This window comes from Pseudomonas gregormendelii (assembly GCF_017114825.1).
Lineage (GTDB): Bacteria > Pseudomonadota > Gammaproteobacteria > Pseudomonadales > Pseudomonadaceae > Aquipseudomonas > Aquipseudomonas gregormendelii.
In genome coordinates this window covers 1-18939 of sequence record NZ_JADEVO010000061.1, presented here as the reverse complement: position 1 = coordinate 18939, position 18939 = coordinate 1, and the positions used below count along the sequence as shown (strand labels likewise).

Genomic DNA, 18939 nt, shown 5'->3' with positions numbered 1-18939 from the left:
TCCGTATGCCTATCTAAAGGATGTTCTCACGCGCCTGCCAACGCAGCGGGCGAGTGAAATCGAGCAGTTGCTTCCGCATAAGTGGCAGCCGGTTTAATCACGCAAGATGTGATGCCCGGACGCATACCTCGCAGCGGCGCATGAGTCCTCTGAGAACATGCGTAGATACATCTGAATAGATCTCCATGTCGATATTTGGGAAGCGACAATCGGGATACGAAAGCACTTTCATTCTACTCCGGCCAACTCCGCAGCTCGAATAAACGCGTCGACATCATCTTCGCATTCGCCCTGCAAGAAAAAATGGTCATGCATTTCTCAACAATAGAACGGGAAGGCACTTGTTTGGCAAACCACAGCCTACCCCTTGTTAGTCAAATTTTAGGTGCTCACGAACGCTGCGATTGTGGCGAACTCAAGAAGTACTTGAGCCACCAGTTGTTCGCGAGCCCCGACGTTTAGCTAAGGCTTTGTACCCGTTGAATTAGCAGCAGGTTTAGCAATTGCCAGGGGGGCTGGCTCTGGTCCGTATTCATCTGGATCGAATGATAAATCCTGTGTGATCTGCTCGAACAGAGACTCCAGGCTTTGGTCAGGATTTCCTTGAAGATAGCACTCGACGATCAAGCTCAACGGGTGAACCTCCAACACCGCGGCCAGATCTTCGATTTTGGACAGCGTCGGGCACCTTCGTCCCTGCTCCAATAACGTCATGTAAGCACGACTCGTGCCCCCAAAAAACTTGTGCTGGGGGAGCCTGCGAAGAATTCGCATGCCTTTGAGCGCCTGCCCAAACGCGACATTCAACTCCATCAAAATCACTCCCGCAAAAGGAATGATAAAGCCAGATTGCTTACTATTATGCGACCTACTATAGTAGGGGCTCTGAAGATTTCCTGAGATAAGAATGCAAAAGCATCTAGGAAGCTCGGAGCAGCGAGACGTCATCCGAAGCAATCAACATGTCTACCCAGCAGCATATTTCAGAAGGACCTGAACAAACCGCACGGACTCCGAGGTAGCGAGACAGGCGGACAAGCCGAAGAGCGTCCCCTCGACGAGATTATCTTGATAGCAGTGGCGATGTGGCTAGGCAAAGAAGCCGCCCGATTTATTAATGTATGAGCGACCAACTAATGAGTCCTGAACGAGAAGAAATGCTTTGCAAGCCTAATCTGTCCCTGTTCCCTAACGCGACGATCGTGGATGGAAGGTTTTTTTGGGGATTCCAATGCCAGGACGGCTGGTATGACTTACTGAACAACGCGTTGTCGCTCGCCTCAGCTTGGTGTGACATTGCGGATTGTGAACAGGTTACGGTTCTAGAGGTTAAGGAAAAGTTTGGCGGTCTGAGAATCCATTACCAAGGAGGAGATGACTACGTCAAAGGCGTATTCAATTTTGCGGAAACAATGTCAGTGAACATTTGTGCGATCTGCGGTACTCGCGTGGGCAATCGTCGCATGCATTATCATCACCCGCGCTGCGACGCTCACTATGAGGAATGACAGTTGAAATTGATCATGGCCAATCAGCCAGGAGTGATCGAGGACCTGCGCACTCATCTGTCGAGCAATGCAGAACTGATCGACATTGAGTCAGTGAGTAGCTATGTTTCCTCACCAAGGTTGATGGACTTCTGCGTAAGGAATCTGGATGTCGATGGGTTGGCTCTGGTGGGAGATTCATTTCTTGATAAGCGGACAATGCTCGCCGACTGGCCTCAGCGCACATTTGGCATTTCGCTTGCCCGCTGGGAAATCCTGCAAGGCAAATGCGAGATCGTCCAAAACTTCGACCTCAGGGACTTGAGTGTCGCCAAGTTGCAGATATGGCCGTTTGATCCAAAAGTGCTTTCCGACGACCAATCAATATTGGCGGTAGCCTTGTCCTATACAGCGCTTGAAATGTATGCGGAGCCGCGCATAGTTGGAGCACTCAACGACGTTCTCGCCGACTTGGGTTTTTTTGTGGATGCGGAACGTTACTGATGAACTGAGTGGGAGAGAATCTGACACTTTCAATCTCTCATACTCTGGCCGCTTTCCTTCGACTGAAGGGCCATCCGCTACCGCGAAGCGAGCCACTGGAGGCGGTTATGGGGATTTTGCAATCTGTCAAAGTGGGGCAGGATGGCAGTATGGAAAAAATCTCTCTCGAACACGCAGAACCTCTATACGGTGATGCACAGTCTCACCACGATCGCTTAGTGGCGCTCAAGGCGCTGAGTAAAAAGCGTCTTGACTGCAAAAGAGCAGCATGGCGCGCCAATTACGAAGTATTGAGCGACGAAGACAAAGCGCTCGTGGAAGAAGAGATTCGCGAGATAGCTTCAAAAATAGCAGCTCAATTTTGCCGTAGCCGACTAGTTAATTTGGAGGCTTGATTGCTCAACCCCAACCTAATGTACGCCAGCTTATCGATACCTGCGCATGAGCATCTGGTGTGGCAGGCTTTAGACGGCGAGTTGCCCTACTAGCTCCACCAGGCCATCGGCTCCTGCAAGGCAGCGGGCATGCAGGTCTTCGGAACTCAAACCAAAGTCACGAATGGCTTCTGCAAAATGCTCTATGTCTTTGCGCATAAGTCCTTGTAGATGCAGTGCAATATCTGAGGTGATCTCGTTATTGATCGCTCGCAGAGCTGTGCTCGAACCACTGCTCACGGCAATGACGTCATGTAGCTGCACCAAGTCCATACCTAGGGATTTTCCCAAGCTGAAGACATCTACTGCGTTCTTCAAGTTGGACATGGTCAACGCATTATTCAGAAGCTTCGCCATCTGGCCGGCGCCTGAAGGTCCTATCAAAGAAACTTTCCGGGAAAAAGTCTCGAAGACTGCAAGCACTTGGGAAAAAGCCTGCGACTCGCCACCCACCATAGTGGTCAACGTACGAGCCAGCGCGCCTGGTCTTCCTCCGCTTACAGGAGCATCAAGATACGGGATTCCCCCCTGTTGAAGTTCAGCAGATAGACGGCGACTTTCACCCGGGTCTCCAGTGCCATGGTTTACAAGAACAGCGCCGGCCTTCAGCCCATCTCGTAGCCCGCTATCCAGAAGACTGACGATATCCTTGTCATCGGAGAGGCAGAGACAGACAACATCGCAATTCTCGGCAAGCGTCTGCACCGTTTTTTCAACGATGTGAGGCGCCCCTGCCATGACTTCCAATGATTGGGGACGACGAGCCCAAATGTGCAGCTCAAATCCAGACTTGGCGATTGCTTGAGCCATCGGACCACCTTGGTCACCGAGCCCGATGAAGCCTACTTTCAAGGTTGTTATTTTGGACATAACCTCACCCAATCATCCGCGTGGCAACATCCCACAACCGCAGCGCGTTATCAGGGTCTACAGCGTAAGGTGCAACGCCCGTGTAATCGGCAGGCCTTTTGGTGACCACCAGCGCTTCATTACAGTCCTCGAAATAACGACCACCAATGCCTTCCAACAGCGGAGACGCCGCCAGTAATACGGATGTCGCGGCACCCTGCTGTACGTTCTTCTGACGTTCAATTGGCGTCTTGAGCCCACCGGTGTGCTTCTGAAGATTGGTTGCGATTGCCCCAGGGTTCAAAGCGTTAGCGAAAATACCTCGCTCCGCCCAGCGGCGGGTGATCTCTACGGCAATGAGCGCGCATGCCGACTTGGCCTGGGCATATGACGCGAAAGCATCGTATGTGCGGAAGTCGAAATTGATGTCATCGAAAACCACTGGGCCTAACAAATTAGCGTTTGAACTCAGCGATACAATTCGGGCACCGTCGGCTCTGATCAGCGCGTCCTGCAACCCAAGCACGAGCGCAAAATGGCCGAGAAAGTTGGTTGCAAACTGAATTTCCCAGCCCTGCGATGTCAGCTCTCGCTCAGGAACGGCCATGATCCCTGCGTTATTGACCAGGATATCAAGTGGCTCTGACCAAGACTCCGCGAACGATTTCACAGAGGACAGATCCGCCAGATCGACTGAGCGGATATCGACGGCCCCCCTGCCCCCTGAGCGCAATTCGGCGGCAACCGATTCCGCCGCCTCTGGACGCCGCACTGCAAGCGTCACGTTTGCGCCGGCATTGACCAATGCGCGCACTGTCTCAATACCGATACCAGAGGCTCCGCCCGTTACGATAGCCCGTTTACCAGTGAGGTCGACCCCTTCAATGACCTCTTGTGCGGTTGAATGAAACCCGAACGATGTAGTGATACGTGTCATGAATTGTTCCTCGCATATTTAATGGCCGCTGAGTCGAACTGACTTAGGGGATCACCGGATCCTGGTGGATTACGCTTCCTTCAATTCCAAAGCGCCAACTGCACTGCTGTGGCCAAGATAAGCCTCAGCACTGTCGCAAACAATCAGGCTAATATTGGATGAACTGATGCAGGAATTAGCACAATGCAGAAATCCGGGCTGCTCGAACTTAACGCCGTGGTCGCAGTTTCTACTCATCGCAGCTTTCGTCGTGCGGCCGTGGAATTGGGAATGTCGCCATCAGCACTCAGTCATGCGATCGCTGCACTGGAGAAACGCCTTGGCGTGAGGTTGTTCCACAGAACAACGCGAAGCGTTTCTCTGTCTGAAGCCGGGGAGCAATTTCTGATTCGAGTGCAGCCCGCTCTGCGTGATATTTCCGCGGCTATGGAGGCGGTAAGCGAATTCCGCGATACCCCGGCGGGAACCCTTCGTCTGAACACCTCCGAAGGTGCTGCGCAAATGGTGCTGACTCCAGTGGTACTGGAGTACCTAAGGCGTTATCCAGAAATGCGGGTAGACATCGTTACCGATAGAAGTCTGGTTGACATCGTTGCTGGTGGATTCGACGCCGGCATACGATTGGCGGAAAGCGTTCCGCAGGACATGATCGCCATTGCGATTACTCCCCCGCTCCGTTTTGCAGTGGTCGCGTCCCCTCAGTACTTCGCAAAATGTAAAAAACCAAAGGTTCCGGCAGACCTGCTCGCACACAACTGCATACGCGTGCGGTTCCCAAGTGGTTCGATCTACAAATGGGAATTCGAGAAGCGCGGTGAAGAGCAATCAATAGATGTTAGCGGGTCATTGACGCTCGACAGTCACCACTTGATGTTAGAGGCTGCTCTGCAAGGCGCCGGCGTAGCTTGGACTAATGATTTCGCCGCTTCTGCACATATTGCATCCGGAAGGCTCATCCGAGTACTGGAGGACTGGACTCCTTCCTACCCGGGGCTGCGCCTTTACTACCCTGCGAATCGCTATATGCCAGCGGGACTCAGGGCTTTCGTCGACGTCGTCCGAGAGATTCTGTCCGAGAATTCGATCATTAAAAAGAAAGGCTGAGCTTTACGCTCAAGCTAGGAGACCTACGAAATCAGCCTGCATTTGGATCATCGTGCTCGGAGTTTTTTAGCGACTGTTAATTGGCCTAAGTCTCATACCTATCAAACCTTGGTCCACTGTGAAATAAGGCCCCGCAGGGCCCTAATCGTCGATGCTAATTTATTTGTTCAGCCAAGACTCTACGGTCGCGGAGCCGTGCTTCGACTTCCATTCTTTAAGCGTCTTATGGTTTCCGCCTTTAGTTTGCACCGTCTCCCCCGTGTGAGGGTTCTTATAGGTTTTTACCTGGCGCGCTCTCCGCGTTCGGCTTGCGGCTTGTACTGCGGGTGCACGGCGACTTGTCTGCGGATCTAAAACGTTAACGACGTCTTTGAGGCTGTAGCTATATTTCGAAAGTAAGTCACGAAGTTTGGTTTCGAATTCAATTTCTCGCTTCAGCCCAGCGTCCCCCTTCAGCGCTTCAAGGGCTTCTAACTGCTCCGCTAAATTTTTTTCCAGCTGCCGAAATTCTGCAAGTTTTGACATTTGACACTCCGAAATACAGGAAAAAATCTGATTTGGTTCGTTTCTGAGCCTTACGAATTTAAGACAATTCTCAATAATAATTTGCTCAAAAATTAGGAAAGCTCTTCCCCTACGATCCGAGCTTAATTCAAGAATTGGCCGACGATGACGATTCACTTGATCAGCTTCGTCAAATCTAGCTCATTGTCGTATACAACGCGCAGCGCTCGGAAATTACTACTTCCACGTCAATGCGCATCTCGTTGAGGGAAGAGGTACCATGCGTAGGTGCTCTAAAACGCAATGCTCATTTGAATCGCTCAGCGAGAACGCTCAAGTACCGGCGAGCGCTGCTCCACGGCGAACGACACGCTCTACTGCAAGCGTCCATCGCCCGCTTGTAGTGTTTATTCGGGCGTCCTGATCGCCCTTAAGCAGCCGACCGACTATTTGCAGCGTATGACCTGAATGGAAATCCACGAAAAGGAAGCCGACCCGGCTATCCAATGAAATATTCCCAATACCGACAGCGCGAGACGCATCGTCAAAACCAGAGATTTCTAACATGTTGCCATCGACGCTCACAAAACCGACATGTTCCTTTCGGAATGACACATGTACCAAGCGTGTTGCGGCATCGACATATCGAGCGGCAAAAAAACTATCCGCCTTACTAATCAATGCGATCGCAGACTCATCTAGCTCTTCCGAGTATTCAGTGGTTGCTGAAGACCCGCCATTCGCGTGTTCACCACGCCCGCACGTATAGGACGACATGTGCGGAGCGCGCGCGGTAGATGCCAGCGTTACGGACACAGCCATGCCGCCAGGCGTGGTCTGAAAGATTTTTCCCGTTATGTGGTAATGCTTAAGGGACTGCATATCAATGCCCAGAATCCCGACCACCGCATCCTTACTCAGCGCAAGCCTAACCGGATCATCCTCTGGCGGCATACGCTCAATTCGCAGTACATGGGCATCTGGCGAATGAATAAAACCTGGTGAACCACCTAGTAAAGCCGGCCACGGAAAACCCTGATCGTCAACAGCGGCGATAATCACGTAAGGTTGTTGGCTATAGAAGAGTCGGTGATGATCAGACATGGAAGCGTGGGCGGTTCCACTGCGGTACTTCACCAGCATTTGAGCAACGTCATAATTTCGCTCAGTTGGGTCGCCTGCACGAAGAAGTCCCGCCGTCATCTGATCCCGCTGATGCATGTTCCACTCGTTTATTACGCGGACTCATTGCTCGGCACTCTCCTTTGCCTGCAACAAGCGTGTAAATGGGAACGCATCCATGCAACGGGTCTAATTCTGATCAAACAGGACCGCACTCACCACAAGGTCTTCCCAAAGAAAGTGAGCGTTCTATCCCAAGCCTGCTGCGCCCAAAATGCGTCGTATTGGGTACCAGCAATACGCCCCTCGCCCATGGCTGTTTCGTTTGCAAAAGCGTGATGTGCCAGATATCGATGGAACTGCACATCTACATCGGCATCCCGAAGCTTTGATTCGAGATCTGCGACTGTTTCAATGCTGAAAAATACATCTTGGGTAGCCCAGTGGCCGAGGACGGGTACTTTGATTCTCGACACGTCCAAAGCCTCCAGCGGGGGAAATCCATACCAAACGGTGCCGGCGGAAAACTCAGCGATCGCGCTAAGCGCTAGGAGCGTTAGCGCGCCCCCCATGCAGTAGCCAGTGACGCCGATCTTGGTCGAATAATTTTTGAGATAATTCACTGCGCCTTGGATGTCTTGTGATATCGCGCTACCAAAATCAAGGTGATCCATAAGGTGATGAGCTTCTTCCTCTTCAACGGTCGACTTACCGCGATATAGGTCAGGAACCAGTACTAAATACCCACACTCAGCTAGGCGATCTGCAACGTCCTTTATCTGTGTGTTCAGCCCCCACCATTCCTGAATGACGACGATAGCAGGTGCGCCTTCAAGTAACAGTGGAGTAGCCTGATACCCCTTGATCTGCAAACCGTCAGGGCGGGCAAAGTCGATCATACGACCTTCTGGACGCTTCAAAGGATTTACTGACATGCTTCACTCCTTAAGAAAAAATCGATCGACATTGGCATTAATCTGAAACACGTCACTGAGTCGAACAGCGATAATCCGCTGTAGCGATTACGATGAGAACATCCAGAAAACACAATCCACTGTTTCAATGGATGAAATAACCCGAACGGAATTTTGAGACGTCATTGAAGAGAAACTGGGGCATCGAGTTTTTACCCCCCCCCGACAAGTCATGCACTCTTCGCGTGATACCCCTCTTGCTCTATTAAAGCTATCAACTGCTCTGCCCCAAGATGAGTTTGAACCTTCACAGTTCCCGCAGCTAAATCAACCTGAACCCCGGCGTCGGAATCCGCCTCTTGGATAGCGCTTGTGATGCCGCGAACGCAATGGCCGCATGTCATGCCTTGAACATTAAATACTTGCATGGGAATTACTCCTGATCGATTGAAAATAGCAGTCGTCGCTATCCTCAACCTTCCCGTTATGACAAGGTCAAGACCCATTACCAGCTTTTTTAAATTTCTCATCTATCAAATCGAAATTGCCGTGACGGTGCTGTACGCGCGCTCCACCCGACGCTGAAATTCTAGTGAATCACTTATCTATGCACCTTGGCGCGCAGCTCCTTTAAGCCTTCAGCGCTGCCCAATGTTCATACCAAACCAACGGTAAGAGCGAAGTCTTAACAGGGAAAGCAAGGCGTGCTGGGGCGTCTATCATTGACATGAAGAGGACAGTAAGCAGCGTCAGGCCTGTGGAGGCATTTTTCGCACAGGCCTAGGTGCGCTGAAAAAATATGCGTAATTAGCGCTTGACCTTGCCTAAGAGGGAAGGTTGATTCTTCGCTGGAAATCAATTTCCAGGAGTGCCTGTCATGGCCAATCCAGATACTTTTGACCTTCCGATATCGGGCATGACTTGTGCCAGTTGTGTCGGCCGAGTCGAACGCGCATTACTCAAAGTACCCGGTGTGAAAATCGCAACCGTGAACCTCGCAAACGAACGAGCCCACATCCAAGTATCCGGCCAGGTAGATCCGGCGAGCTTGATCGCCGCGGTAGATAAGGCAGGGTATGGAGCAAGCCTGGAACAGGATCCTGCTATACAGCAAGCTGACCAACACAGGCGCCACCACATCGAGCGTTGGCACCTGGTATTGGCCATCGTGCTAGTCATCCCATTGGTCCTCCCTATGTTACTGGAGCCTATGGGTATTCATTGGATGCTGCCGGCTTGGGTTCAATTCCTATTCGCCACCCCCGTGCAGTTCTATCTCGGAGCGCGCTTCTATGTGGCGGCATGGAAAGCTGTGCGTGCCGGCGCTGGCAATATGGATCTGCTGGTCGCATTAGGGACGAGTGCTGGGTACGGACTGAGTGTCTACCAATGGGCAGTTGCCGAGTCGGGCAGCATGCCCCACTTGTACTTCGAGGCATCGGCTGTAGTGATCGCTCTTGTATTGCTGGGGAAATACCTGGAGAGCGGTGCAAAACGCCAGACCGCTAGTGCGATTCGTGCGCTGGAGGCCCTTCGGCCAGAACGCGCCATTCAGGTTGTCAACGGACAGGAATTCGACGTAGCCATCAGCGATCTGAAAGTGGGTGATCAAGTGCTCGTGAAGCCTGGTGAACGCTTCCCGGTCGATGGTGAAGTCATCGAAGGCCAGAGCCACGCCGACGAAGCGCTCATAAGCGGCGAGAGCCTGCCAGTGCCGAAGCAATCTGGCGACAAGGTTACTGGTGGTGCAATCAACGGCGAGGGTCGATTGCTGGTACGTACCAATGCCTTGGGAGCCGAGACTGTACTGGCTCGGATCATTCGGCTTGTCGAGGAAGCTCAATCAGCTAAGGCTCCCATTCAGAAGCTGGTCGATAAGGTAAGCCAAGTGTTCGTCCCAGTCGTGCTGTTGCTTGCAATGATGACTGTGGCAGGTTGGCTGCTGGCCGGCGCGTCGTTGGAAACGGCCTTGATTAACGCCGTTGCAGTGTTGGTAATTGCCTGCCCTTGTGCGCTTGGCTTGGCAACACCGACCGCGATCATGGCAGGCACCGGAGTCGCCGCCCGTTACGGCATTTTGATTAAAGATGCTGAAGCGTTGGAGCGGGCCCATGAAGTCACTGCCGTAGTATTCGACAAAACCGGTACTTTGACTTCAGGCGCTCCCCGCATCGCTTATATGGCTGCGCTGGATGGCGACGAAAATACACTATTGGCAATGGCTGGCGCGTTGCAGCGCGGAAGCGAACATCCACTGGCAAAAGCCGTATTAGATGTTGCCAAAGAGCGTGGTCTCAAGCTTGAAAACGTCACCAACAGCCGATCCCTTGCTGGACGCGGTATCGCGGGTCACTTGAACGGCCAGGAATTAGCTTTGGGTAACAAACGTCTGCTGCAAGAGAACCATCTGGCTATGGGTGGTCTCGAAGACACCGCCCAACGCCTGGAGGTCGAAGGGCGCACCTTGTCATGGTTGATAGAAATGAGCCCACAACGTCGCGTGCTGGGCGTATTCGCATTCGGTGACACGCTGAAGCCAGGCGCCGCGAGCGCCATTAAACAGCTCAAGGTTCGTAACATCAGCAGTCACCTACTAACAGGCGATAACCGGGGCAGTGCAGCGGTCGTAGCAAAGGCGTTGGGAATCGAAGATGTACACGCGGAAGTTCTGCCTGCTGACAAAGCGGCAACGGTGAATGAGCTGAAGAAAACTGGTGTAGTCGCCATGGTGGGAGACGGTATCAACGATGCTCCCGCGCTTGCCGCTGCTGACATTGGAATCGCCATGGGCGGCGGTACTGATGTTGCCATGCATGCATCTGGAATTACTCTGATGCGAGGCGACCCAAGACTCATTCCGGCAGCGCTCGATATCAGTCGCAAGACGTACGCAAAGATTCGCCAGAACTTGTTTTGGGCGTTTATATACAACCTCATCGGTATTCCCTTGGCGGCGTTTGGTTTTCTAAATCCAGTACTCGCAGGGGCGGCCATGGCGCTGTCCAGTGTCAGTGTCGTGAGTAACGCGCTTCTGCTGAAAACCTGGAAGCCCGACGATGAAGAGGATTCGAAATGAACATCGGCAGTGCAGCGAAGAGCAGTGGATTGAGCGCGAAGATGATTCGCTATTACGAATCCATCTGACTTTTGCCGGCAGCCACCCGAACAGACAGTGGCTATCGCATTTACAATGCAACCGACCTGCACACCTTGGCCTTTATCAAACGATCGAGAGACCTCGGATTTTCACTCGAAGAGGTCGGCAAACTTCTTACTCTATGGCAGGACCGGGGACGGGCCAGTGCGGATGTAAAAGCACTGGCTCGCCAACACATTAGTGAGCTGAACCAGAAAATCGAAGAATTTGCAGCACTGCGGGACACATTGCAAAATCTTGTTAAGCACTGCCACGGTGACCGCCGACCAGACTGCCCGATTTTGTTGGATCTAGCTTCCAGTCAAGACTCTTTGGCGTTAAAAGGAGGCACTGAAAAGCGGCCGCCGAGGGCGAATTGAACGAGCTGGGAGGAAGCGCCCTTCTCTAGCGAATTGTTGAAGCATAGGGAGGCGGGAGGCGTTTGCGGGATGCTAAATCGGTGTGATTGATATCAGTTCGAAGTACTTAAATTTCTTCTTCTTCGCTTCAGCTTTCGCTTCTTGTTCTGCGATGAGGGTGCTTATGGTATTCGCGTCAAAAACGAAACTTTCTGATTCTCCCTCGAATTCCTTTGTGACGCGCAGTACGACTCGGAGTTTGGGGGAAAGCGACGTCGTAGCCTTGCGTGCTTTGGAGACGTGCTGTTGATCGGCCTTAATGGCAGTGTCTGAAGCTAAGGCTGATTCCGACTGCTTACCGACAGGACCGAAGAGCGCCCGGCGCATCTCCTCTTCACTTAGTACTTCTTTCATATGGATTTCCTACGAATCTACCGAAGCTGATCAACCATTTACGACCATATTTTAGCATCCCGATCGACACATCGGTTGAAGGGCTCCTGAGTAAACCATTCAAGTAGCCTGACGCGCCATGCGCGTTCAGACGCTAATGGGAGTTCCGCACACGTTCTTCTGAGCAGAAATGTGATACGGCGCGGCAACAGTTGGGCATCGTCAGGTAGGCCAGGGCAAGCGCGCTTAATGTCAATATTTATAGACGACTCGGGGTAAAAGTATGACTAATGTGAGAGTGGTTGCATGCAGATACATCACATAATTTTCACACCTCGTTATCTACATTAAATCCGCTTCTTTAAATCCCCACATCCCTTTAGCCCGCAAGCCCCTCTGCGGGCTTTTCTTTGTCCGCAATTTGAATGATCACGTAAATGAGCGAGCGCTTTACCTCTTAAGCGGAGCGACTATTTTCGGCGAAAGCGGATCGTTCAATTTGCTCGGGATGTAGCGTAGCAGCCAACTGAACCGTCATAGCTTGAAAGCTTCTCTAACGATGGTGTCGAGATCTTTGGGTTTTCGACCTAGAAGTTCTTCAAGAGTACGACTGGTTTGATCAAAGGCGCCTCTCTCGATAGCGCCATACCATTCGCCAATGAAGGACGCAACATGCGGCGGCCAGCCTTCGGCTTCACGGGTGGCGATGAAAGTTGCGATCGAAATCGGCTGATAATGAATGGCTTTAGCGGTCACGCGTGAAAGTGCAGCGGCAATGTCGGCGAACGACCAGGTTTGACCATTGTTCAATAGGTAAGCCCGGTTTTCGTGACCTGGCTGAGTAAGCAAGGTTGCCCCGCCTTCAGCGAGTTCTCCGATGTTCGTCAGTGCGACCCTCCCCAGACCGGCGGGTGCGCTGAAACCTTTCTCCGGCGCATCTTTTCCGATGTACATCGGAAGCACGTCGGCATAAAGCGGATGCCGGACGATGGTGTAATACAGCCTAGATGATTTAAGCATTGCCTCTGTTTCGAGATCGCTCGCGGTGACACCTTCGATAGGACAATGGTCATCGCTGACGCGCTGAATGCTGGTGTAGAACACGTGTCGAACACCCGCCGCATGTGCCGCCTGTATGACATTTCTATGTTGACCCACCCGATCGCTGAACGCGACTGCTGACACCAAGTAAATTTTTTCCACCCCGGCGAAGGCAGTGACCAGGGAGTCGTGGTCGGTGTAGTCGCCCAGCCGCACTTCGACACCAAGCTCCGACAGCCACTGCGCTTTGCTCGCGTCTCGAACCAAGGCCACGACATCTGACGCAGGCACCTTGTGCATCAGTGAGCGCACGACCGCTCCACCCAGTTTCCCGGTAGCGCCGGTGATTAAAATTTTGCCCATTAAGTCCACCCGTCTGGAATGTGAGATTCAATCGGCAGCACTATGGACTCAAATTCACCAATGAATTAGTCATTAGTCGGTAACATCAGCTTCAACCAAAAGTTGGAGATAAACGTGGATACTTTGGGTAACCTGGAATCATTTGTTCGAGCCGCAGAAGCTCGCAGTTTTTCCGAAGCGGCTCGGCGCATGGGCGTTTCTTCCGCAGCCGTAAGCAAAAATATCGCGCGGCTCGAAACCAAACTGGGCACTCGACTGTTTCAACGCAGCACGCGAAGCCTCTCCCTAACCGAGTCCGGCGAGGCACTCTATGAACAAGTAGCGGGCAGTGTCGAGACCATCCAGGGCGCCATGGATCAAATCGGCGACTCCCGTAATGTCCCAGCCGGTCGGCTGCGGGTGAATATGGCTCCGTCCTTTGGCTACGACTACGTGCTCCCTCTGCTGAAAACGTTCAAGCAACGCTACCCTTCCGTCGTGCCGGATTGGCACCTGGAAATCAGACGCGTTGATTTGATCGGTGAAGGTTTTGACGTCGCTATTGGCGGTGGCATGGAACTAAGCCCAGGCGTCGTAGCGCGTGAACTGGCCAAGCTGCATCTCGTCGCTGTCGCGACGCCAGAGTGGCTCCAAGGCAAACCGTTGCCCCTCGCGCCGGCGGACTTGCAGGGTCAGGACGGCATCGTCGTGCGATCGACCGACACCAACCGATTGCGCACCTGGACATTGCGCAATGCGGCTGCCGAAACCTTTGATCTGAGCTTGAAACCAACCGCCATCATGAATGATCCGCAAGCCTTATGCATGTGCGCTCTCATGGGTCTGGGCGTGGCCTTGGTGCCACTGGAGCGAGCATGGCCCTGGTTGCAGCGGGGTGAGCTGATTCGGCTATTGCCAGACTGGTATGTCGATCTAGGCTCAATCTTCGTTTACTACTCGGCCAGGAAGGCACTGCCAGCCAAAACTCGTGTCTTCATAGACTTCCTTATTGAACATTTCCAAGGCACGCTGAGTGATCAATTCAGCGCCACAGAAATCTGAGAATGGGCGTACCCGCACGCCCCTATCTGGTCCTTTCTGACGTCAGCCAGGTAGAGACCAAGTCCCTTTTTCTATTTCCATCAATAGACGGGTGGTGGCCGCTCAAAAATTGTCGAAGCGCAATATTCCCCTGACACCTTTTCAACCCAGCAAGTGTTCCAATGGCAACGCACTCTGAGGCTTGATCGATTTGATTGCGAAGTTGCTACGAATATCCCGGACGCCTGGAAGCTTCAACAAAACGCCGGTGAGAAAGCGTTCATAACTGCGCAAATCAGGTACGACCACGTGCAGTAAAAAATCCGACTCTCCGGACACAAGAAATGCTGACACCACTTCTGGCAATCCCTGCACCGTCACTCGAAATTTCTCCGCCTCCTCTTCATGGTGGCGTTCCACTTTCACCCCAACGAAAACGGTCATACCCAACCCTATTGCCTCTGCATCAAGGGTTGCTTGATATCCACGAATCACTCCAGCTTCTTCTAGATTACGCACTCGTCGTAGGCATGGGGACGCCGACAGCCCAATCTCTTCGGCTAATTGCACGTTGGTCAGCCGACCATCTCGCTGCAAAGCTGCAAGGATCGCGTGATCATAACTATCGAGTCTGATTTGCGGAAAACGATCAGTTGGCATATAGGTTCCTGTTCTAATTATCAAAGGGCAGATTCTGCCAAAACATGTAGATTTGAGAGTCCAATACGCAACCACCTGCCCTGCCCCTTACCTCTAAAATTGTCTCCCTCATCTCCTACCGAGCAACACGAATATGGAAGACAAAGCGCTGTACCTCCTCGCTCTCTCGATGATTTTTCTAATGCCCGGTCCGGACATGATCCTGCTACTTCAAACTGGTGCAAAACAAGGTAGAACCGCAGCGCTAGCGACCGCGCTCGGGCTCGCGTTGGCGCGTGCGTGCCATGTGGCCCTAACCGCTATGGGATTGGCAACAATGTTCAAAGTACTGCCTTGGACTTTTGATATCGTCAAATATGCAGGAGCGGCCTATCTACTTTGGATAGGAATTCAGATGTTCAAAACCAGTGGCATGAGTGCGCCAACGATTACAGATACCAGAGATCTAACACCGAGCCTGAGCGCGGCTATCCGACGGGGGCTCTTCACTAATTTACTCAATCCGAAAGCGCTGCTTTTCTGCTCGGTGCTGCTACCGCAATTCATCGATCCGAATCGATCGTCGGTATGGGAGCAATTTGCATTACTTGGTGTAGTACTCGTAATCACTGGTCTGATTTTCGACAGCATTTATGCCACTGCCAGCGCCTGGGTAGGGGGTTGGTTAGAACGAAGTGTAACCGCGCAACGAGTTCAGCAATGGCTATTCGGTACTCTCCTGATTGGATTTGCAGTGCGGCTAGCGTTCGTACAGCAAGCGTGACGTGTCGTTGACGATTCCAACACTGCGCACGTTCGTCAAGCTTAGGCTTACCCGTGTACACGAGAGGCAGCGGCTGGACGCCATACCACTGCCTCTCCTCCCTGGCGTTGGAGTTCAGTACGTAGTTGGACTAGGCTAGGAGTAAGGATTGGTAAAAAAGCCGACTCGCGTAAACGTCTGGCAAATCCATGACTATTCCCACTCAGAAAAGCGCTTCCTCCACTTGCCTGCAATTCAAGATTGACTGCATTAGTCGCCGATTCTGAAAAGGCGATTCGCAAACAGAATAAGGCGGTTGGCTCAGCTACAAACCGCCCGTCCAACAACCCGCTTTTGAGGTCCGAAACTAAATGCTCTAGCCGGCGACGCTGCTCATGAAAGGTCTCGGCAAGAACCGATCGATTTCCTCGAATTCGTACCTCTACCTCCATCAATGAGCGCCGCGCCAAACCAATCGCTAGACCGCATTGCAATCCGAGAAACGCTGGGCGCAACGCAGGGAGGAAAACGCGTGCGTCGTCATGTATCAGCCATTCCCGATTTACGTCCAATTGGGTGAAATGTAATGCCGCTGTATTCGTGGACTGTAGCCCTATCAATTGCAGATCATCTGACCGCTTCAACCCCGATAACGTGCTCGGAATTGCGAGTATAAAGGGTCTACCGTCGCGCGTTCCCTCCACCGCCGCAGCGACGACAAAGCCGCTTCGGCGTAGGTTGGTCACCCAAGGAAGCCGTCCATCTACACGCCACCCTTTTTCCGTCGAGGAAGCAGTGACTAGAAGCGCCTCAATGCCCGATAGAAACTTCATCGCGTTCGAAAGGCCGGTGGCACCAGCGAGCTTTCCATCCAGCAAAGATGGCAACAATTTCTCACGCAACGCTTTGTTGGGGCTTTTGATCAGGTATTCGATAAAGGTCCGCTGACCGCAGAAAACAAATGCAGCGGCCAGGGAGCAGCTCGCGATTTGAGCTAATACCTCCACGGCATCAGCGATGGTTTTACCGTTACCACCTTCAAGCTGGTTCACTCCGACACGCAACACGTCGGCGGCAGCTAGCCATGATAGTACTTTCTGCGAATCGCCCGACCCTACATCGAGGTCTAACGCTTGAGCGTCTAGCCATTGACTCAATGTCGGATCAAGCATTTCCTTTCTCTCCGCGATATCAGAAACGCTCTACGATAGGAGCCTTATTTATTTCCAGACTGCCAGCGAAATTGGCTCAACTCAGAATTGAGCGGCGTGGCTGCAAAAACATTAGCGAAATTGCATAGCGTCGCGAGGCTGATCCCGAGAATGACTTCTAGCGCATTCCCCTCGGAGTATCCGGCGGCTTTAAAAGAGTCATAGGTGGAGCCACTGACGTTGCCACGGGTGGCAATTACCTCGCGAGCAAACGCGGCCAGTGCTTCCAGCCTCTCCACTGGGATGGAGACCTGTTCACGCAATGCACTCACCACATTCTCGGGAAGTTTCGCTTTGTTCAAAGCCACAGCAGTGTGGCCAGCAACGCAAAAATCACAGCCATGCGTCGTCGCTGCAACTAACTGTACTACCTCCCTTTCAGGCAAGCTAAGATCCGCTTTGCCATTGAGCGCCGACACCGTGACATATGTCTCTAAAGCAGCAGGCGCGTTCGCGAGAACAGCGAGAAGGTTCGGTATGAAGCCGGAATTTTTCTGCGCGGCCTCCAAAAAAGGCTTGGCTGCATCTGGAGCGGTTTGCAAAGTGTGTAAAGTGACACGTGTCATTGGATGGGCTCCGGCTGGGTATGGGTCCGGCTAGTCTGTTGGTAATCAAAAGTCCGAACCATATCCTTCAGTAGCGTTTACTTGCCCGAGAGTGTTTTCATTAGATGATTTCGTCGCGATTACTCATGGATTGGCTATTAGAGAGTCTCGAATTAGAAGCCAACCTCTTCCACGTCGGCCGTTATTGCGGCGATTGGCACGCCAATACCTCTGAGATCACGCGCTCCAGTTTTCACCTTGTCGTTCAAGGCCAGTGTTGGTTGCACGTCCACGGTCAGGCGCACCCATACGCTTTGAGTGCCGGGGATGCGGTTTTCATGCTCAGAGACTTTAAGTACTGGCTCTCCAACTCTGAAAATGCCCAAAACGCACAGCGCTTCCCGGCTATAGACATGGTGCCTTTGGATAGCGGAGCAGAGAACGGTGTAGGACTTGTGTGCGGTTTTTTTCATTTTAAAACCGGACTATCGTCGATGATCATTGACGGACTACCAGACTGGATCATCCTTCGTGCGGATGAACCATCTGTGCAAGCTGCGAGGGTTATATTCGAGCTGATTCTTCAGGAATGCGAACGACCGTCGGCACCCTCCTCCCTGCTACTGGAGCGTTTGAGTCATCTCCTATTCCTTTACGTACTGCGCCAGCAGATAGCAGATAACCATGAACTCGGTGGATTGGTCGCGTTAGCGCGCCACCCCTCATTCGCGCCCTTGCTAGACCAGCTGATAAAACAACCACAAGCTGCTTGGTCATTGGATACCATGGCAACCGTGACAGGGCTTTCGCGATCTGCATTCTTCAAACGGTTTACCGACCTGGCGCACCAGTCTCCAGGGCAGGTCTTGCTCGCGCTTAGGATCCGCCATGCTTGCCAACTGCTCAAAAGCAATCATACAGTTGAGGCAGTTTGTCCCGCAGTGGGTTACCAGTCTATTTCAGCGTTCACACGCGCCTTTGTAAAATCCGTCGGAATGCAGCCAGGCGCCTTTCGTAAAAAGCATCAAGCCTCTGAGAGGTGAACCAACCTCGGATTTAGGAGCGGCCGACAGCGGAGTTACTACCTACCGGAGGGAGACCTGTACGGTGGCAACAGCGGCCCCTACAACCGTCAAATTTAGACCGATTTCCTCACAGTCGTTTCTTTAAATCAGCAGCACCGAGTAGTGCATTTTCCATTGCCGTAGCGCGCTTCTTGTCGCTCACGAAAGAACGCAGAGTAGCTCAGAACAGGCTGATCAGGATGCTTGAGGGCCATCTGGGCCACATAGTTGTCGTAGTCGGGAACTCCAACCATTAGACGTGCGCATTGGCGAAGCATCTTGATCACACGTTGCAGTTTTTGATACATGGCAATTCTCTCTATGTGGAAACGGCAGGTCTATCTAACCGCAGTTTTGTATCCGCATTGTGTCCGACTGCAAGCCTGCAATATTTCGTCAATGATCGAAGTTGAAAGCTGGCGGATGTAGTGGTCTAATGAAACCGGACACCCATTTAGGCGAGAATGCTCGCCAGATCGAGGTGTCAGATGACCAAACAACGCCGTTCCTTTTCCGCTGAATTCAAGCGCGAGGCTGCCGACCTTGTGCT

The 18939-nt window shown here is 52.4% G+C and carries 23 protein-coding genes and 1 pseudogene; 10 read left to right on the top strand and 14 right to left on the bottom strand.

What is annotated here, in order from left to right; genetic code table 11:
* A partial coding sequence (locus IMW75_RS25625; RefSeq protein WP_146374934.1) for a transposase domain-containing protein occupies nt 1-97 on the top strand: 97 nt, incomplete at its 5' end.
* Between the two features lie 365 nt (nt 98-462).
* Here the strand turns inward: IMW75_RS25625 and IMW75_RS25620 are convergent.
* Nucleotides 463-813: a helix-turn-helix domain-containing protein gene (locus tag IMW75_RS25620; protein WP_205894179.1), complete on the bottom strand. Its 351-nt coding sequence runs from the start codon at nt 811-813 to the stop codon at nt 463-465.
* A gap of 323 nt (nt 814-1136) precedes the next feature.
* Between IMW75_RS25620 and IMW75_RS25615 the strand changes: the two genes are divergently transcribed.
* The 3 genes from IMW75_RS25615 to IMW75_RS25605 all read left to right on the top strand — a co-directional run bounded on the left by IMW75_RS25615 (nt 1137) and on the right by IMW75_RS25605 (nt 2386).
* Complete coding sequence (locus IMW75_RS25615; RefSeq protein WP_205894178.1) at nt 1137-1508, top strand: hypothetical protein; 372 nt, start codon at nt 1137-1139, stop codon at nt 1506-1508.
* 3 nt (nt 1509-1511) lie between these two features.
* Complete coding sequence (locus IMW75_RS25610; protein ID WP_205894177.1) at nt 1512-1991, top strand: hypothetical protein; 480 nt, start codon at nt 1512-1514, stop codon at nt 1989-1991.
* Nucleotides 1992-2098: 107 nt separating this feature from the next.
* Nucleotides 2099-2386 carry a hypothetical protein gene (locus IMW75_RS25605; protein ID WP_205894176.1) on the top strand — a complete coding sequence of 96 codons (288 nt, stop codon included), beginning with the start codon at nt 2099-2101 and terminating at the stop codon, nt 2384-2386.
* A 69-nt stretch (nt 2387-2455) separates the two neighbouring features.
* Here the strand turns inward: IMW75_RS25605 and IMW75_RS25600 are convergent, their stop codons facing one another.
* The gene (locus IMW75_RS25600) at nt 2456-3295 is read right to left on the bottom strand and encodes an NAD(P)-dependent oxidoreductase (RefSeq protein WP_272873881.1); all 840 of its coding nucleotides are present in this window, start codon (nt 3293-3295) and stop codon (nt 2456-2458) included.
* Nucleotides 3296-3299: 4 nt separating this feature from the next.
* Nucleotides 3300-4211, bottom strand: coding sequence for an SDR family NAD(P)-dependent oxidoreductase (locus IMW75_RS25595; protein WP_205894174.1), 912 nt, complete (start codon nt 4209-4211; stop codon nt 3300-3302).
* 183 nt (nt 4212-4394) lie between these two features.
* Here IMW75_RS25595 and IMW75_RS25590 point away from each other — a divergent pair, with 183 nt between their 5' ends.
* Entirely contained in the window at nt 4395-5315 is a 921-nt protein-coding gene (locus IMW75_RS25590; RefSeq protein WP_205894173.1) for a LysR family transcriptional regulator, read from the top strand.
* A gap of 159 nt (nt 5316-5474) precedes the next feature.
* Here IMW75_RS25590 and IMW75_RS25585 read toward each other — a convergent pair whose 3' ends face one another.
* The 4 genes from IMW75_RS25585 to IMW75_RS25570 form a co-directional block, all read right to left on the bottom strand.
* A complete protein-coding gene (locus IMW75_RS25585; protein ID WP_205894172.1) occupies nt 5475-5840 on the bottom strand; it encodes a histone-like nucleoid-structuring protein, MvaT/MvaU family in 366 nt (121 codons plus the stop codon).
* Nucleotides 5841-6152: 312 nt separating this feature from the next.
* A complete protein-coding gene (locus IMW75_RS25580) occupies nt 6153-7040 on the bottom strand; it encodes a hypothetical protein (protein WP_205894171.1) in 888 nt (295 codons plus the stop codon).
* A gap of 116 nt (nt 7041-7156) precedes the next feature.
* Entirely contained in the window at nt 7157-7876 is a 720-nt protein-coding gene (locus tag IMW75_RS25575) for a dienelactone hydrolase family protein (protein ID WP_237142340.1), read from the bottom strand.
* A gap of 209 nt (nt 7877-8085) precedes the next feature.
* Complete coding sequence (locus IMW75_RS25570) at nt 8086-8283, bottom strand: heavy-metal-associated domain-containing protein (RefSeq protein ID WP_205894170.1); 198 nt, start codon at nt 8281-8283, stop codon at nt 8086-8088.
* A 449-nt stretch (nt 8284-8732) separates the two neighbouring features.
* Here IMW75_RS25570 and IMW75_RS25565 point away from each other — a divergent pair, with 449 nt between their 5' ends.
* Both IMW75_RS25565 and cueR read left to right on the top strand, forming a co-directional pair.
* Nucleotides 8733-10931 carry a heavy metal translocating P-type ATPase gene (locus IMW75_RS25565; RefSeq protein WP_205894169.1) on the top strand — a complete coding sequence of 733 codons (2199 nt, stop codon included), beginning with the start codon at nt 8733-8735 and terminating at the stop codon, nt 10929-10931.
* A pseudogene (gene cueR / locus IMW75_RS25560) lies at nt 10928-11371 on the top strand (Cu(I)-responsive transcriptional regulator). Before IMW75_RS25565 ends, cueR begins: the two are co-directional and overlap by 4 nt.
* A gap of 72 nt (nt 11372-11443) precedes the next feature.
* Here the strand turns inward: cueR and IMW75_RS25555 are convergent.
* Together IMW75_RS25555 and IMW75_RS25550 are read right to left on the bottom strand one after the other, a co-directional pair.
* Nucleotides 11444-11764 (bottom strand): hypothetical protein, encoded by a 321-nt coding sequence (locus IMW75_RS25555; RefSeq protein ID WP_205894168.1) that lies wholly within the window; start codon nt 11762-11764, stop codon nt 11444-11446.
* Nucleotides 11765-12277: 513 nt separating this feature from the next.
* Nucleotides 12278-13147, bottom strand: coding sequence for an SDR family oxidoreductase (locus IMW75_RS25550; RefSeq protein ID WP_205894167.1), 870 nt, complete (start codon nt 13145-13147; stop codon nt 12278-12280).
* Between the two features lie 114 nt (nt 13148-13261).
* Between IMW75_RS25550 and IMW75_RS25545 the strand changes: the two genes are divergently transcribed.
* Nucleotides 13262-14188: a LysR substrate-binding domain-containing protein gene (locus IMW75_RS25545; protein ID WP_205894166.1), complete on the top strand. Its 927-nt coding sequence runs from the start codon at nt 13262-13264 to the stop codon at nt 14186-14188.
* Between the two features lie 141 nt (nt 14189-14329).
* Here IMW75_RS25545 and IMW75_RS25540 read toward each other — a convergent pair whose 3' ends face one another.
* Nucleotides 14330-14803, bottom strand: a complete 474-nt coding sequence (locus IMW75_RS25540) for an Lrp/AsnC ligand binding domain-containing protein (RefSeq protein ID WP_205894180.1) — start codon at nt 14801-14803, stop codon at nt 14330-14332.
* Nucleotides 14804-14960: 157 nt separating this feature from the next.
* Between IMW75_RS25540 and IMW75_RS25535 the strand changes: the two genes are divergently transcribed.
* On the top strand, nt 14961-15590 hold the full coding sequence (locus tag IMW75_RS25535; RefSeq protein ID WP_205894165.1) for a LysE family translocator: 630 nt from the start codon (nt 14961-14963) through the stop codon (nt 15588-15590).
* A 47-nt stretch (nt 15591-15637) separates the two neighbouring features.
* Here IMW75_RS25535 and IMW75_RS25530 read toward each other — a convergent pair whose 3' ends face one another.
* Complete coding sequence (locus IMW75_RS25530; protein WP_205894164.1) at nt 15638-16741, bottom strand: acyl-CoA dehydrogenase family protein; 1104 nt, start codon at nt 16739-16741, stop codon at nt 15638-15640.
* A gap of 44 nt (nt 16742-16785) precedes the next feature.
* Complete coding sequence (locus IMW75_RS25525; RefSeq protein ID WP_205894163.1) at nt 16786-17346, bottom strand: carboxymuconolactone decarboxylase family protein; 561 nt, start codon at nt 17344-17346, stop codon at nt 16786-16788.
* Between the two features lie 104 nt (nt 17347-17450).
* Between IMW75_RS25525 and IMW75_RS25520 the strand changes: the two genes are divergently transcribed.
* A complete protein-coding gene (locus IMW75_RS25520) occupies nt 17451-18368 on the top strand; it encodes an AraC family transcriptional regulator (RefSeq protein WP_205894162.1) in 918 nt (305 codons plus the stop codon).
* Nucleotides 18369-18496: 128 nt separating this feature from the next.
* On the opposite strand, the gene IMW75_RS25515 is transcribed toward IMW75_RS25520, so the two are convergent.
* On the bottom strand, nt 18497-18697 hold the full coding sequence (locus IMW75_RS25515) for a YbdD/YjiX family protein (protein ID WP_205894161.1): 201 nt from the start codon (nt 18695-18697) through the stop codon (nt 18497-18499).
* A 30-nt stretch (nt 18698-18727) separates the two neighbouring features.
* Nucleotides 18728-18939: hypothetical protein (locus IMW75_RS25510; protein WP_205894160.1), on the bottom strand; the 212-nt coding region annotated here is incomplete at its 5' end.